The sequence below is a fragment of the Rhodococcus sp. LW-XY12 genome, assembly GCF_019317345.1.
Lineage (GTDB): Bacteria > Actinomycetota > Actinomycetes > Mycobacteriales > Mycobacteriaceae > Rhodococcus > Rhodococcus pyridinivorans.
This window is the reverse complement of sequence record NZ_CP079225.1, coordinates 5,130,896-5,145,468: the sequence shown is the minus strand read 5'-3', so window position 1 is coordinate 5,145,468 and position 14,573 is coordinate 5,130,896. Positions and strand designations below refer to the sequence as shown.

Genomic DNA, 14,573 nt, shown 5'->3' with positions numbered 1-14,573 from the left:
GGACATGAACTTCGAACTCGACACCGAACAGGACATGCTCCGCGCGACCGTCCGCGACCTGCTCTCCGGCGCGTACGACGTCGAGTCGCGCAACCGGGTGGCCGAAGGTGACCTGGGCTGGAACCGCGACGTATGGAAGCAACTCGGCGAACTCGGCGTGCTCGGCCTGCCCTTCGCGGAGGAGCACGGCGGCATGGGAGCCGGACCGGTGGAGGTCATGGCCGTCATGACCGAGATCGGCCGCGCGCTCGCACCCGAGCCCGTGCTCGACTGCGTCTACCTGCCCGGCCGGCTCGTCGCCGAGGTCGGCACCGACGCGCAGCGCTCCGACATCCTGCCGCGACTGTCCGAGGGCACCGTGCTCCTCGCGTTCGCGCACGACGAGCCGGGCAGCCGCTGGCCGCACACCGAGGTGGCCACCACCGCGGCGCGCGACGGCGACTCCTGGACCGTCTCCGGTCGCAAGAATCCTGTGCTGCACGGTGATTGCGCCGACACCTTCATCGTCTCCGCGAAGCTCCCGGAGGGTGGCGTCGGACTGTTCGTCGTCGACGCATCGGCGGACGGTCTGGTCCGCACGCCGTACCGCACCCACGACGAGCGTCGCGGTGCGCAACTCGTGCTCGACGATGTTGCGGCGACCCCGCTCGGTGAGGCGGCCGACGCGTCCGCCGCCATCACCGCGGCGCAGGTGCACGCGCAGGCGGCACTGTGCGCCGAGGCGGTCGGTGCCCTCGACTCCTCGGTGCAGCTGACCACGAGCTACCTCAAGCAGCGCAAGCAGTTCGGTGTGCCGCTGTCGATGTTCCAGGCGCTCACCCACCGTGCGGCCGACATGTACGTGCTGTACGAGCTGGCGTCGAGCATGAGCCTGTACGCGACCATGGCCCTCGCCGACGGCATCGTCGACCCGACCATCGCCTCGCGCGCCAAGCTGCAGGTCGGCCGGTCCGCTCGGAAGATCGGCCAGGAGTCCGTGCAGATGCACGGCGGCATCGGTGTCACGGCCGAGCACTCCATCGGCCACTACCTGAGCCGCCTGACCGCGATCGAGCACACCCTCGGCACCATGGACGATCACCTGCGGGTGCTCGCCGGCGGTGTGAAGGACTACGAGCTCGTGGAGATCGCCGGAATGTGACCGATCGGGCTCACTCCCGGGGCAGCAGTGTCCCCAGCGGACCGAGATCGATGTTGAGATCCTCGGGGGTGAGCCCGAAATGGTCGCGCAGTTCGCCCATGCGCTGCTCGAGCAGCATCAGTGTCGTGCCGAGCCGTTCGATCTGCTCGTCGCTGAGATCCCCTGCATCCATGCGGTGCAGGGCCTGACGCTCCATCAGCTGCCGGAGCAGTTCGACGAGCGTGAGCACCAGCGTCACCAGACCCCGCTCCACGGATTCGGGATCGGCGTCGATACGCGACGGGAAGTTCACCGGCTCGCTCACGAACCCTCCCGGGCCCCACGGGGAACGGGGACGTCGACCCCGGGCAGCGACAGGGTACTGATCGACGAGATCAACGCGCGTAACGAGATCCGCACCAGATCGATATTCGCGATCGACAGTGTGATGTCGCCGGTGATGACCACGCCGCCCGACAGCACCCGATCCAGCAGATCGATCAGAGCGATCCGCCGTTCCTCGTCCACCGATCCGTCGGCGTATCTCACGGCGAGATCCGTTCTGCTCCAGCGAACGAGTAGGGCGGCCACGGGCCGCTCGTCTCGAGCCTGATCCCCGGATTCAGGGACCCGAGTTCCTCCACCTCGGAATAGAATTCGTCCGCCCTGTCGTCGTCGACGAGATATGTCCCGTTGAGCAGCATCCACTCCTGGCTGCCGCTCAGTGCCGGATCGGTCGGCGCGCTCCGGCGACCCGCGGCCGACACACGCAGCAACCGATCGTGGATATCGGCGGCGCGTTCGGCCGCATCGCGTTCGATGCTCTCCTGCGCCGCCAGTTGCGCGCGGCGACGCAGCAGATAGGCCGTGCCCCTGCCGGAACCCGCACCCTCCGCATGCGCTTCCGCGGCGGCCGCGGTCAGCGCCTTGCGATCGGCGAACGCCTTGACCCCCCATTCGGTACGACCGGTCACGAGGGCGAGCGCAGACGCGAACTGCTCCCGGTGCTCGGTGAGCAGGGCCCGGACCCGTTCGTCGTCGAGGCAGACGGTCGCGAGTCGAAGGGGTACCACGGAGAAGTGCCGTGCCAATCCGGCGACGACCGAATCATGGGCGCGGGCCACTCTTTCCAGCCAGTCCAGGTCCTCGAGATTGCGAGCCAGTGCGGCCTCGCCGAAATCGTCCAGGGGCACCGTTCCGACCACGGCGGTCAGTCCGCCCTCCTGCACCGTGCGGACCTGCTCGCCGGCGACGCCGGAGGCGCCCTCGGTCTCGTGGCCGACGAGCGTCCCGTCGGTCACGGCGTACATCCAGGTCCCGGTCGTGTCAGTCACGGTTCTCCTCGTCCACGATCTCCGCCGGTTCCGACTCCAGTTCCTCCGCTCGGGCCTCGAGTGCGGCCAACCGTTCGCGAAGCTGCCGGTTCTCCAATTCGAGTTCCACCCGGCTCGAATCGACCTCGGGTGCGCGAGCCTTGCTCGTCAACCACGGATCGCTCTCCCACCAGTCGATCCCGACGGCCTTGGCCGTCTCGAGCGATGCGATGACGAGGCGGAGCTTGATCGTGAGCAGTTCGATGTCGAGCAGATTCACCTGGATGTCGCCGGCGATGACCAACCCCTTGTCCAGGACACGTTCGAGGATGTCGCCGAGATTGGTCGACCGTCCTCCACCCCCGTAGGGCTGCGGCGACGACATGCCGCCTCCCCCACCGACCACCGTCATGACCCGGTCCTTGCGCCGATGTCGCTGCTGCCGCGTCCGTAACGCCGGGTCCGCCGGTACGCGAGCAGATCACCGTCCAGATCGACCTCCACCTCGTAGAGCGCGAGCATGTCGGCCGACGACGGAATCCGCCTGTCTTCCACGACCTCCACCTCGACGACCCATCCGTCCTCGGTGGGTTCGACGGAGGTGACCCCCTGAGCTTCCTTCGAGGTCAGTTCCTTCAGATGTGTGAGGGCCGCCGATGCGGCCTCGGCCGCCGAGATCGCGGGCGGGCCGGTGTCCTGCGCCACGGGATCACTCCTTTCCCCCGGCGGGGCCGGAGCCGCCCCGGGAGATCATGCGGTTCAGCACGGCCTGCTGCGCCTCGTCCTTCTCCTCGGGGGTCAGCTCACCCGCCTCCGCCGCTTCCTCGATCTGCTCGAGTTCGCGCCGCACGTTGGCGGGATCGTGCAGTTGCTGTTCGACCTGCTCCTGGATGATCTCTCCGAGCCACATCACTCCCCTGACGGGAGCGAGGGGCAGCGTGAGCAGGGAGGTCAGCAGACCCATCGTCAACCTCCTTCGCCGGGGTCGGATTTCGCCACGAAGTCGTAGGCCGCCATCGGGCCGAGCAACGAGATCTCGACCCGGTCCTCCCATTCCCGACCCAGTTCCTGCAGGGCCTGTTCGAGTTCGTCCTGCCGCTCGAGTTCGACGAGGACGGCGATGTGCACGGCATCCTGCTCGTGCGTGGGTTGCCGCTCGTTGACCATCGGGTCGAGCGACGACAGGGCCTCGACCGTGCGGCGCGTGTCCTCGTTCCGTTTGGCCTCGATCGCCGCGTTGATGATTTCCCCGAGCGCCATTCGCGCCTCGCGGGTCGCGTCCTCGGACTGCCCACGGATCTGCTCCCGCAACTGCGCCGCCTCGGAGTTCTCCTCGAGGATCTCCTGCAGGATCGCCCTCTCGTCGTACCGTCCCTTCACGACGAACTGTGCGAGACCGTCGAGTTGGTCGAGGGCCGAGGCGAGTTCGCCCTCGTTCCCCTCGAGCAATTCCGCGGCCACCGCGTCCCGGTCGGTGAGGACGGCACCGAATCTCAGCGGGAGCACGGGGGCGACCGTCCCGGTCCCGTCGAGCAACGCGGCGTGCGCCTCGAGATCGTCCGGTGTGCCGAGAGCGCGATCGGTCGGGATCTCGCTCACCAGTGCAGCGATGCGACCGGACTTGACCACCGACACCTCGGCCGGCGGATTGCCCACCCCTTCCGCATGCTCCTCCGGTTCCACATCCGACGGGACGATGCCGTAGACGTAGACCGCAGTGGTCGTGGCGGTTTCGTCGCTGTCGCCCTGCTCGGGTCGCTCGGTCTGTTCGGTGGACATCAGTCCTCACCCCTGCGTGATCGTCGAGCGGGCTGCCGCTGCTCCTGGACGTCCCCGAGGAACTCGCTGACTTTCTCCCCCGCAGCCTCGAGCGCGCCCTTCGTCTTGTGCTTGGAACCGCCGGAGGTGATGTCGCCGACGAGATCCGGAAGGCCCTTCGGCTCGTTGTCGGAGATCTCGAGCCGGTTCACCGCTTCCGCGAAACGCAGATAGGTGTCGACACTGGCCACGACGACGCGGGCGTCGATGGTGAGCAGTTCGATACCGACGAGCGAGACACGCACGAACGCGTCGATGACGAGGCCTTTGTCGAGGATGGTGTCGATGACGTCGGCGAGGCCGGACGAGTTGGGACGGGCCATACCGCCCCCGCCGCCTCCACCGCCGCCCCCTGCAGGTTGGATGGTCATGACCGGGATCCTCTCGAGCGGGACGAGCGCGTACCGGTGCTCTTCGTCGCCCGGGTCCGCTTGGCGGGCGCACGTTTCCGAGGCGGTTCGGGCTCTTCCTCTTCGTCGTCGGGTTCTTCGTCGGAGGACTCGTCATCCTCGGGATACTCGTCCTCGAGATCCTCCTCGTCCTCGGCCGACTCCTCGTCGCCTTCGTCCTCGGACGGCTCACTCTCCTCGAAATCCTCGTCCTCGTCGCGGATCTCGTCCTCGTCACCGGAGGCGTCGGTCTCCCACTCCTCGCCGTTCTCGCCGGTGTCCTCCTGCTCCTCTTCCTCCCGGCGCGCGGTCTCGTCGTCCTTGACGACCTCGCTGTCGCGGATCTCGCCGTGCCAGCCGACGACGTCGTCGGGATGCAACACGGCTTCGGTCATGACGTGGCGCCGGAAGTGCTTCAGTTCCAGGCTTGACCGGCGACCCACCGCCCGCCACAGATTCGCGGTGCGCTCGAGCAGGCCCCGGGGGTGGTACTCGAGCACCAGGAGTATCCGGGTGAGATCCGGTGTGAGTTCATGGAAGGTCACCGCGCCGTCGATGTAACCTTTTCCTCCCTTGGAACGCCACACGATCCGTTCGAACGGCACCTGTTCGAGGATCGTGGACTCCCAGTTCCGACGCGACCAGAAAACCTTGCCCGTCCAATGGAGTTTCTCGTCCTGGACCTGCTCGACCTGTTCGACCTTCTTCATGAACTTCGGCCAGTCGGCGAATTGCGTCCACAGGTCGTAGGCCAGATCGACCGGCACCCCCACGTCGATGCTCTCGACGATGTTGGTGAGCTTGATCTTCTTGTTGCCGCCGCCGCCCCCCTTGCCCCCGCCGGTGACGGCCTCCTTGACGTCCTCGAACTTGTCCTTCGCCGTGTTCTTCAGATTCTCGAACCCCGAGCTCGCCGCCGCCTTCAGCGGCGACTCGCCCTGAGCGAGCTTGTCGACGCCGGTGAGCGCACTGGCCAGATTTCCGCCTTTGCCCTCGGAGTAATCCTGTAATCGTCCCGCCGTGCCGGTGACCCTGTCCGACAGGCTCGACAACGCATTCTGCGCGACGGTTCCTGCGAGGCCCTGCAACGACTGCTGCAGACCGCCGGTCAGTCCGCCCGTGGCCTTCCCCGCCGTGTCCGAGGCGGCGCGGCCCGCCTTACCGGCGGTATCGGTCGCGGTCTTCCCGGCCTTGCCCACCGCGTCGGCGACTCCGCCCGATACATCGCTCAACCTGGCCATCGCTCTCACCCCTTCGTTCGACGTACGGGCGCACGACCGGAGGAGGAGGACGACGCAGTGCTACGCGCTGCGCGCTTGCGCGGCTTCGGAGGTGCCTCCTCCGAGTCGTCCGGATCTTCGCTGTCGGCCGTCTTCTTGCTGCGGGACGTCCGCGGACGGGATGTGGCGCGGGCTTCACGGCGCCGCGGTGCGGGACGCTCGGGTTCCGGCTCCTCTTCGTCGCCCGAATCCTCCTCGCCCGAATCCTCTTCGTCGGAACCCTCTTCGTCCGTCTCGTCGTAATCCGGCTCCTCGTCCCGATTCCGGCTGCCGCGACGCCTGCTGCCGCGACTTTCCTCCTCGTCGCGTGATTCGTCGTATTCGTCCTCGTATTCGGCATCCTCGGGTTCCTCCGATCGCCCGCCACCGCTCGCACGGGACTGCAGACGTTCGTTGAGGGCGTCGATCCGGTTGCTGGCCGCGGTCACGGCAGCGGCACGAGCCGCATGCACGAGTTCTCCGCGAACGGATTCGGTGATCTTGTTGATCTCGGGAGACGAGCCGAGCATCGAGGCGCTGCGCTGCAGGAGTTCCTGCGGATTGCTGGGCAGTTTGCCGGTCATTCCGGCACCGGCGAGCATCATGGTCACCCGCATCTTCTTGATACGGCCGAGGAAATATCCGATGCCCACACCGAGGGCGACTCGTGCTGCGGGTTTCATCACCGTTCTCCTTCGTATGCCGCGCGTCGTGTGGCGTGCTCGGAAGGGGTCGGGGAGGTCTCGGTACGGTACGCAGCCGATGCGAGTCTTTGTGTGATGTAAACGACAGTACGTCGCTCGAGGCCTTGATTCGCGTGCTTCGTCGGCATGCGGATTCCGGAGTGAACGACGGGCTCGAAAAGTACCAATCAGTATGTTGTGCAGCAGGATACGAGGCTTGCTACAGATCTCGACCGGCCGTCCGCAGGCATGCCGAAGAAAGGTTCTCGAGCCGGTAAGGATTCCGGAAACCGGAGGTTATCGCCGCGGATGCACCGGGGTGGCGATCCCTGTCGCCTGCAAAGCGAATGCTGCTTCCGGACCGATTATTTCGCCGACGAGTGCGAGGAAGCGGTCGACGAAGGCCGGCCCGTGGGCCCCCTCGGTGGCGTCGTCTGGATCCTGCGGATCGAGATGGTGCGCGAGTTCGTGCAACACCACCATCTCGCGGAACGCCCACGCGGTGTTCACCCGGTGTTCGGGAAGAGCGATCGTCGCGCAGTCGCGTTCGTAGTGTGCGGCCGCGTTGCCCGCACGGGCCCGCACGCGCACCGGCACGGCGGCGCGTTCCCACCGGGTGCGTACCCAGTCGAGGGCGAGCACGGCGTCGATGTAGTCCTGGACCGAGGCGATGGAGGCGAACCGTCTCTCCACCGGGAGCGTGACGTGGGAACCGGCTACCTCGACGGTCCGCAGACCGCGCTCGTCGGCGCGGTCGAGCATCTTCCGTACGATGGACTCCGCTTCGTACACAGCGGTTCTGCGGGTGTCGCGCACCTTGGTCACCGTTCCAGCCTCCTCGGAGCCGACGGCAGTTCGGGTGCCGTTCCCAGCCGGGCCGCGCGTCCGGCGCGGTCGCCCGCGCGCCGGGCATCGGCCGAGCGCGCCGACGGGGCCCGGTTTCCCCGCCAACTGCCCCGTGCCTGCGACGTACTGCGGTAGAAGTCCTGCAGTTCCAGACTCTTCCCACGCAACACCAACGCCGTACCGGGCGCGGATGTTTCCACCTCGCGTTCGATCTCTTGCTTCGCCTCGGCCAGCCGGGCGCCGATGCGGGCGGCAAACGCCGACTGGAAGTTCAGCCGGGCCGTCACCGCGGCAACGGGCTTGCGCACGCGTGTGCGCACACGGCGGCCACCGCGTTCCTCGACGACGGTGCGCACCGTGGTCTCGTTCCGGTAGGTGCCCTCGCGCAGATATGCGTCGGACGCCCGCACCATCTGCACGAGCAGGGAGGAGTACAGCGCCTCGCACACGTCGATGTCGTCGGCGAAGCCGTAGGCGTAGATGACGGTGGAGTTCGCGGTGATGTCGCACTGCACGTCGTTGGCCCCGGCGATCGCGATGAACAACTGGGCGTAGGTGCGCAGTCCCTTCTTGCCCGTCTCGCCGATGGTGATCAGTCGCTGCACGGGAGTTGCGCGGCGTTCCTTCGCCGCCGTGTGACTGCGCGCGACCGCCAGATCGATCGAGGAGGACGTCGCGAGCCGCTGCGCCGCGGCGAGGAAGGCGTCGGCCTCGTGAGGGTTGTCGGTGGACTCCGCCTGGCGGAGCAACCCGCCGATACGACTCAACATCTTGTCCGAACTCACCCAGCGAGCGTAGAGCTTGGCACCGACTCCGCCCACGAGACCGGGAACACGCACGAAGTTCCTGCGAAACCACCCGCGACCCACCAAGATCGTGCAGATGGACACTGCGGTCGATTTCGTCACCGATATCAACGACACGTTCTGGTATGCGGTGATCGCACTGCTCATCGGTTCGGGCCTGTACTACACGATCCGGTCCCGGTTCATCCAGATCCGGCTCCTGCCCGACATGCTGCGTTCCATCGTGGAGAAACCCGAGAGACAACCCAACGGAGAACCCGGCCTGTCCGCCTTCCGGGCCTTCTCCGTCTCGGCGGCCTCCCGCGTGGGAACGGGCAACGTCGCCGGTGTCGCGATCGCGATCAGCCTCGGTGGTCCCGGCGCGGTGTTCTGGATGTGGGCGATGGCCCTGGTCGGTGCAGCGACCGCTTTCCTCGAGTCCACGCTCGCCCAGCTGTACAAGGTGCGCGACGAGGACGGCAGCTTCCGCGGTGGCCCCGCCTACTACATGCAGTACGGGCTGCGGAAACGCTGGATGGGCATGATCTTCGCGGTCATCATCACGATCACCTACGGATTCGTGTTCAACGCGGTGCAGACCAACTCGATCGTCGACGCCGTCTCGAGTTCCGTCGGCGAGAAGACCATGGCACTCCAGGTGATCGTGGGGCTGGCCGTCGCCCTCATCGTCGGCGCGGTGATCTTCGGCGGAATCCGCCGCATCTCCGGCGTCTCCCAGATCGTCGTGCCGGTCCTGGCGTTCGTCTACCTGGTCATCGGCATCATCGTCGTGGTCCTCAACATCGGCGAGGTTCCGACCATGTTCCGCCTCATCGTCGAGAACGCCTTCGGTCTCGAGGAGGTCATCGGTGGTGGCTTCGGCGCTGCCTTCATGAACGGCATCCGCCGAGGTCTCTTCTCGAACGAGGCCGGCATGGGCTCGGCGCCCAACGCCGGCGCCGCCGCCGCGGTTTCCCACCCGGTCAAGCAGGGCCTGGTCCAGAGCCTCGGCGTCTACTTCGACACCCTGCTGGTCTGCTCGATCACGGCTTTCATCATCCTGCTGTCGGAACCCGAATTCGGCAGCGGTCTCGAGGGCGCCGCTCTGACGCAGAACGCGCTCGCGCTGCAACTCGGTGACTGGACGGTGCACTTCCTCGCCGTGCTGATCTTCTTCCTCGCGTTCACCTCGGTGATCGGCAACTACTACTACAGCGAATCCAACATGGAGTTCCTCACCGGATCGCGCCGCATTCTGCCCTACCTGCGCTCGGCGGTCGTGCTGTGCGTCTTCCTCGGGGCCATCGGCTCGCTGCCGCTGGTGTGGGCGCTGGCCGACCTCGCCATGGGAATCATGGCCACCGTCAACCTCATCGCCCTGATCCCGCTGTCGGGTATCGCCTACGCGTTGTTCCATCACTACAGCGCGCAACGCAAGCAGGGTCGCGACCCCGTCTTCCGCGCCGGTGACGTCCCGGGCCTCCGCGGAATCCAGGTGTGGAACGACGACGACGTCACGCCGGTCGAGAGCCGATCGAGCGACGCACGGTAGATTCCCCTACCGCACGAGCGTGTACCGCTTCGGAAAGGATCTTCGAGATGGCGTCGGTGACCTTCGACAAGGCCACGTGCCTGTTCCCCGGCTCGAGTACGCCTGCGGTCGACGCGCTCGACCTCGAGATCGAGGACGGCGAGTTCCTCGTCCTGGTCGGACCGTCGGGCTGCGGCAAGTCGACCTCGCTGCGCATGCTCGCAGGTCTCGAGGAGGTGCACAGCGGACGCATCCTCATCGGCGACCAGGACGTCACCGGGCAGGATCCGAAGGAACGCGACATCGCGATGGTGTTCCAGAACTACGCCCTCTACCCGCACATGTCGGTCGCGGAGAACATGGGCTTCGCGCTGAAACTGGCCAAGACACCCAAGAACGAGATCCGCGAACGGGTCGTCGAGGTCGCGAAGATGCTCGACCTCGAGCAGTTCCTCGACCGCAAACCCAAGGCGCTGTCCGGCGGTCAGCGTCAGCGCGTCGCGATGGGGCGCGCCATCGTCCGCCAGCCGCAGGTCTTCCTCATGGACGAGCCGCTGTCGAACCTCGACGCCAAACTCCGCGTGCAGACCCGCACGCAGATCGCACAGCTGCAGCGCCGCCTCGGCACCACCACCGTCTACGTCACCCACGACCAGGTCGAGGCCATGACGATGGGCGACCGCGTCGCTGTGCTCGAGAAGGGCATCCTGCAGCAGTGCGCGTCGCCGCGCGTGCTCTACAACAAGCCCGCGAACGTCTTCGTCGCCGGTTTCATGGGCTCGCCCGCGATGAACCTGTTCCGCCTCCCGGTCTTCGACCGCGGCGCGATGATCGGCGACACCCACGTACCGGTGCCGCGCGACGTGGTCGGCCAGGTCACCGAGAAGGAGGTCGTGCTCGGGATCCGGCCCGAACACCTCGAGATCTCGAACGAGGGTCTGGCCATGGATGTCGACGTGGTCGAGGAGCTCGGCTCGGAGGCCTACGTCTACGGCCGGGCGGACGTCGGCGGGATCGGCCAGCAGATCGTCGCCCGCAGCGACTGGCGCAACCCTCCGCAGAAGGGCGACCGGCTGTACCTGCGCTTCGACCCCGAGCACGTGCACGTCTTCGGAACGTCCGACGGGAAGCGGATCGGCTGATCACCGCTCCGGGATCGGTCTGCGGAGTCGACACTCGACCGATTCAGGATGGGCGGAATGCCGACTTTTACCGGTGCTGCGTGCCACAGTAGTGGCCGGTGTCGGTGCAGCTGGGTCACCGACGTGTGTTCTACGACCTCGAAATGGGGAGTTGTTGATGGTTCTGAATACGAAGGCGATGCGGAGGGCTGCGATCGCCGCTACGGCCGCGACCGCGCTCGTTCTCGCGGGCTGCTCGTCGGACAACGGTGGCGACGACACCTCGACCGGCGGCGAGGATACCGCTGCTTCCGGTGAGGGCCGCGGCCCGATCACGATCGTCGAGGGGCAGGATCCCCTGAACGCGGCGCTCGAGAGCATCATCGCCGACTGGAACGCCGAGCATCCCGACGAGCAGGTGACGTTCAAGCCGCTGGCCAAGGAGGCCAACGACCAGTACGACGACATCGCCCAGCGGATGCAGGCCCGCAGCGACGAATACGACCTCATCGCCGTGGACGTCACCAACACGGCGGAGTTCGCCGCGAACGGCTGGCTGCTCCCCCTCGAGGACGACCTGGCGATCGACACCGAGGGCCTGCTGCCCGCGACCGTCGAGTCGGGTACCTACAACGGCACCCTGTACGCCGCCCCGAAGAACACCAACGGCGCGTTCCTCTACTACCGCACCGACCTCGTCGACGAGGCCCCCGCGACCTGGGACGACCTGAAGGCCGAGTGCCCGAAGGCCGAGGAGGCCGGTATCGCCTGCTACATCGGTCAGTTCAAGAACTACGAGGGCCTGACGGTCAACGTCACCGAGATCGTCAACGCTTTCGGTGGCTCCTTCGTCGCCGAGGACGGCCTGACCCCGGCCGTCGACGACAAGACGGCCGAGGGCCTGCAGTTCATCGTCGACAACTTCGAGGACGGCATCATCCCGGCCGCCGCGCAGACCTACACCGAGGGCGAGTCGCAGACCGCCTTCGGCAACGGCGAGGCACTGTTCCTGCGCACGTGGCCCGGCTTCTACACCGACGGTGAGACCTCATCGGTCGCCGGCAACTACGGCATCGCCGTCCTGCCCGGCGTCGACGGCCCCGGCGTCTCGACGCTCGGCGGTTACAACGTCGGCATCAGCGCGTTCTCGGATGCTCCCGCCACCGCGCGCGACTTCCTCGAGTTCATGCAGACCCGCCAGGCGCAGATGTACTACGCGGAAGCGGGCGGCGCCCCGGTTCTCGCCGAGGCCTACGACGACGCCTCGATCCTCGAGCAGTACCCCTACTTCTCGACGCTGAAGGAGGCCCTCGAGGCCGCCAAGCCGCGTCCGGCGTCGCCGTACTACTCGGCCGTGTCGAAGGCGATCGCCGACAACGCCTACGCTGCGATCCGTGGCGAGAAGACCGTCCAGCAGGCGCTGGACGACACCCGGGCCGGCATCGAGACCGCCGGCAACTGATGCTCTAGGAGCAGTACATGGCTGACCCGCAGGTCGACACTCCCGCGGATCCGCCACACGCCCCCGCGGTCGGGACCGTCCCCGGTCCCGACCGCGGACGTGTCGGCGGACGTCACCGCGTGCCCGCACCTCCCGTCACGGCGGTGAAGAAGCGGCGCAAGATCCCGGTGTGGATGTTCGTCGCCCCGTCGATGCTCGTCCTGGCCGTGATCATCCTGTACCCGCTCGGACGAGCGGTGTGGATGTCGCTGCACGGTGACTCGAAGCGACTCGACCCCGAGACGGGCCGATTCGTCACCGGCGGTTTCGTGGGGATCGAGAACTACACGCGCTGGATCACCCAGACCTGCAACACCGCCACCGGTTCGATCCCGTGCCCTCCGGGCACCCTCGGCTCCCAGTTCTGGCAGTCGATCTTCAACACCTTCTTCTTCACCGTCGTCACGGTCTCGCTCGAGACGGTGATCGGTTTCGCGATGGCGATCGTGATGGCCAAGTCGTTCCGGGGTCGCGGCCTGCTGCGCGCCTCGGTGCTGGTGCCGTGGGCGATCCCCACCGCCGTCACCGCCAAGCTGTGGTTCTTCATCTTCGCCAACGACGGTGCCGCCAACAAACTGCTCGGCACCGACTACCTGTGGACCGCCGATCCGTGGCCCGCGCGCTTCGCGATCATCGTCGCCGACGTGTGGAAGACGGCACCGTTCATGGCGCTGCTCATCCTCGCCGGCCTGCAGATGATCCCGCAGGACGTCTACGAGGCCGCGAAGGTCGACGGCGCGAACGCCTGGCAGCGGTTCAAGATGATCACGCTGCCGCTGGTCAAGCCCGCCCTCATGGTGGCGATCCTGTTCCGCACCATGGACGCGCTGCGCATGTACGACCTGCCCGCGATCATGATGGGGTCCAATCCGGCGACGTCCACGATCTCGGTGCTCGTCGTCGACCAGATGCGTCAGGGTTCGAACTCCGCGTCCGCCCTGTCGACGATCACCTTCCTGCTCATCTTCGCCGTCGCCTTCGTGCTGGTGCGGTTCCTCGGCGCCAACGCGGTGAGTACGCAGGAGAAGCAGCGTAAGGGGGAGGTCGTATGACCGTCACCACCGAGATTCCTCGGAGCCGGCCGGAGCCGGAGCCCACGCCGGTGCAGACCCGCAAGGTGCCGTTCAAGCGCAGGATGAGCACCGTCGGCACCTATCTGGGTGTCGCGCTGATCGTCGTGTGGGGTCTGGCCCCCTGCTACTGGATGATCGTCACGGCCCTGCGCGACCCGTCGGAGACGTTCAGCACGACCCTGTGGCCGTCGAACCCGACACTGCAGAACTTCGCCGACGCGCTCGACCCCGACGCCAAGGTCAACTTCTCGCGGGCGCTGCTCAACAGCGTCATCATCGCCGGCGCCACCACCGCGGTCGCGCTGCTGCTCGGCGTGTTCACCGCCTACGCCCTGTCGCGCTTCGAGTTCCGCGGTAAGTACTTCGTCACCGGCATCATCCTCGGCGCGTCGATGTTTCCGGTCGTCGCGCTCGTGACGCCGCTGTTCCAGCTGTTCACCGACATCGGCTGGATCGGCAAGTACCAGGCGCTGATCATCCCGAACATCTCGTTCGTGCTGCCGCTGACCGTCTACACGCTCACCTCGTTCTTCTCCGAACTGCCGTGGGAGCTCGAGGAGGCCGCCCGCATGGACGGCGCGACGCGCGGGCAGGCGTTCCGCCTGGTCATGCTGCCGCTCGCGGCACCTGCGCTGTTCACCACGGCGATCCTCGCCTTCATCGCGACCGTCAACGAGTACCTGCTGATGTCGCAGCTGTCGAGCGAGAGCACGGCCCCGGTGACGGTGGCGATGGCACGGTTCACCGGCACCGACCCGTACGTCACCCCGTACGCGTCGATCATGGCCGGCGGCACGCTCGTCATGGTGCCGCTCGTGGTGATGGTGCTGCTCTTCCAGCGACGCATCATCTCGGGTCTGACCGCGGGTGGCGTCAAGTCGTGAGGAAGGTTCCGCGCCGGAACCGACTCGAGATGCTGCTCGGCCTGCTCACGGTGTTCACGGTGATGGCCGTGATCTCCGCGGTCGCCGAGCTGACGTCGCCGCAACCCGGCATCGTGCCGTCCCTCGTGCTGCTCGCATTCGTCGTGATGTGGGGGTTCGCGTTCCGCGCGTGGCGCCGATCGGGCTGACCCTGTCGTGACGATGGCCCCGCCGTGACGTGAGAAGGAGCACCGTACCGGTGTTCCGGAGG

General features: G+C 66.9%; 19 protein-coding genes. 7 read left to right on the top strand and 12 right to left on the bottom strand.

Going from position 1 to position 14,573, the window contains the following annotated elements:
• Positions 1 to 4: 4 nt before the first annotated feature.
• Complete coding sequence (locus KXC42_RS23920) at positions 5 to 1,141, top strand: acyl-CoA dehydrogenase family protein (RefSeq protein ID WP_024102488.1); 1,137 nt, start codon at positions 5 to 7, stop codon at positions 1,139 to 1,141.
• Positions 1,142 to 1,151: 10 nt separating this feature from the next.
• Here KXC42_RS23920 and KXC42_RS23915 read toward each other — a convergent pair whose 3' ends face one another.
• From KXC42_RS23915 to KXC42_RS23860, 12 genes are all read right to left on the bottom strand, one after another.
• Entirely contained in the window at positions 1,152 to 1,445 is a 294-nt protein-coding gene (locus KXC42_RS23915) for a gas vesicle protein K (protein ID WP_016693994.1), read from the bottom strand.
• Positions 1,442 to 1,669 (bottom strand): gas vesicle protein, encoded by a 228-nt coding sequence (locus tag KXC42_RS23910; RefSeq protein WP_033098480.1) that lies wholly within the window; start codon positions 1,667 to 1,669, stop codon positions 1,442 to 1,444. The genes KXC42_RS23915 and KXC42_RS23910 overlap by 4 nt, the downstream gene beginning before the upstream one ends.
• Entirely contained in the window at positions 1,666 to 2,454 is a 789-nt protein-coding gene (locus KXC42_RS23905) for a GvpL/GvpF family gas vesicle protein (RefSeq protein WP_033098479.1), read from the bottom strand. Before KXC42_RS23905 ends, KXC42_RS23910 begins: the two co-directional genes overlap by 4 nt.
• Entirely contained in the window at positions 2,447 to 2,845 is a 399-nt protein-coding gene (gene gvpJ / locus KXC42_RS23900) for a gas vesicle protein GvpJ (RefSeq protein WP_033098478.1), read from the bottom strand. Before gvpJ (KXC42_RS23900) ends, KXC42_RS23905 begins: the two co-directional genes overlap by 8 nt.
• Complete coding sequence (gene gvpO / locus KXC42_RS23895; RefSeq protein ID WP_019290524.1) at positions 2,842 to 3,138, bottom strand: gas vesicle protein GvpO; 297 nt, start codon at positions 3,136 to 3,138, stop codon at positions 2,842 to 2,844. Before gvpO ends, gvpJ (KXC42_RS23900) begins: the two co-directional genes overlap by 4 nt.
• Positions 3,139 to 3,142: 4 nt before the next feature.
• The gene (locus KXC42_RS23890; protein WP_019290525.1) at positions 3,143 to 3,397 is read right to left on the bottom strand and encodes a gas vesicle protein GvpG; all 255 of its coding nucleotides are present in this window, start codon (positions 3,395 to 3,397) and stop codon (positions 3,143 to 3,145) included.
• A gap of 2 nt (positions 3,398 to 3,399) precedes the next feature.
• Complete coding sequence (locus KXC42_RS23885) at positions 3,400 to 4,212, bottom strand: GvpL/GvpF family gas vesicle protein (protein ID WP_219129715.1); 813 nt, start codon at positions 4,210 to 4,212, stop codon at positions 3,400 to 3,402.
• Complete coding sequence (gene gvpJ, locus KXC42_RS23880) at positions 4,212 to 4,622, bottom strand: gas vesicle protein GvpJ (protein WP_024102484.1); 411 nt, start codon at positions 4,620 to 4,622, stop codon at positions 4,212 to 4,214. The genes KXC42_RS23885 and gvpJ (KXC42_RS23880) overlap by 1 nt, the downstream gene beginning before the upstream one ends.
• Positions 4,619 to 5,881, bottom strand: a complete 1,263-nt coding sequence (locus tag KXC42_RS23875; RefSeq protein ID WP_219129714.1) for an SRPBCC family protein — start codon at positions 5,879 to 5,881, stop codon at positions 4,619 to 4,621. The genes gvpJ (KXC42_RS23880) and KXC42_RS23875 overlap by 4 nt, the downstream gene beginning before the upstream one ends.
• Before the next feature lie 5 nt (positions 5,882 to 5,886).
• Complete coding sequence (locus KXC42_RS23870) at positions 5,887 to 6,582, bottom strand: hypothetical protein (RefSeq protein WP_094979687.1); 696 nt, start codon at positions 6,580 to 6,582, stop codon at positions 5,887 to 5,889.
• A 297-nt stretch (positions 6,583 to 6,879) separates the two neighbouring features.
• Positions 6,880 to 7,407 (bottom strand): TIGR04338 family metallohydrolase, encoded by a 528-nt coding sequence (locus KXC42_RS23865; RefSeq protein WP_019290529.1) that lies wholly within the window; start codon positions 7,405 to 7,407, stop codon positions 6,880 to 6,882.
• Positions 7,404 to 8,213, bottom strand: a complete 810-nt coding sequence (locus tag KXC42_RS23860) for a DUF2786 domain-containing protein (RefSeq protein WP_033098495.1) — start codon at positions 8,211 to 8,213, stop codon at positions 7,404 to 7,406. The genes KXC42_RS23865 and KXC42_RS23860 overlap by 4 nt, the downstream gene beginning before the upstream one ends.
• Positions 8,214 to 8,310: 97 nt before the next feature.
• On the opposite strand from KXC42_RS23860, the gene KXC42_RS23855 reads away from it, so the two are divergent.
• The 6 genes from KXC42_RS23855 to KXC42_RS23830 all read left to right on the top strand — a co-directional run bounded on the left by KXC42_RS23855 (position 8,311) and on the right by KXC42_RS23830 (position 14,511).
• Entirely contained in the window at positions 8,311 to 9,765 is a 1,455-nt protein-coding gene (locus KXC42_RS23855) for a sodium:alanine symporter family protein (protein WP_019290531.1), read from the top strand.
• A gap of 47 nt (positions 9,766 to 9,812) precedes the next feature.
• A complete protein-coding gene (locus tag KXC42_RS23850; RefSeq protein WP_006550833.1) occupies positions 9,813 to 10,886 on the top strand; it encodes an ABC transporter ATP-binding protein in 1,074 nt (357 codons plus the stop codon).
• Positions 10,887 to 11,043: 157 nt separating this feature from the next.
• Positions 11,044 to 12,327, top strand: a complete 1,284-nt coding sequence (locus KXC42_RS23845) for an ABC transporter substrate-binding protein (protein WP_219129713.1) — start codon at positions 11,044 to 11,046, stop codon at positions 12,325 to 12,327.
• 17 nt (positions 12,328 to 12,344) lie between these two features.
• Positions 12,345 to 13,418, top strand: a complete 1,074-nt coding sequence (locus tag KXC42_RS23840) for a carbohydrate ABC transporter permease (RefSeq protein WP_019290533.1) — start codon at positions 12,345 to 12,347, stop codon at positions 13,416 to 13,418.
• A gap of 83 nt (positions 13,419 to 13,501) precedes the next feature.
• Positions 13,502 to 14,323: a carbohydrate ABC transporter permease gene (locus KXC42_RS23835; RefSeq protein ID WP_033098494.1), complete on the top strand. Its 822-nt coding sequence runs from the start codon at positions 13,502 to 13,504 to the stop codon at positions 14,321 to 14,323.
• Positions 14,320 to 14,511 (top strand): hypothetical protein, encoded by a 192-nt coding sequence (locus KXC42_RS23830; protein WP_006550829.1) that lies wholly within the window; start codon positions 14,320 to 14,322, stop codon positions 14,509 to 14,511. Before KXC42_RS23835 ends, KXC42_RS23830 begins: the two co-directional genes overlap by 4 nt.
• The last annotated feature ends 62 nt before the right edge of the window (positions 14,512 to 14,573 follow it).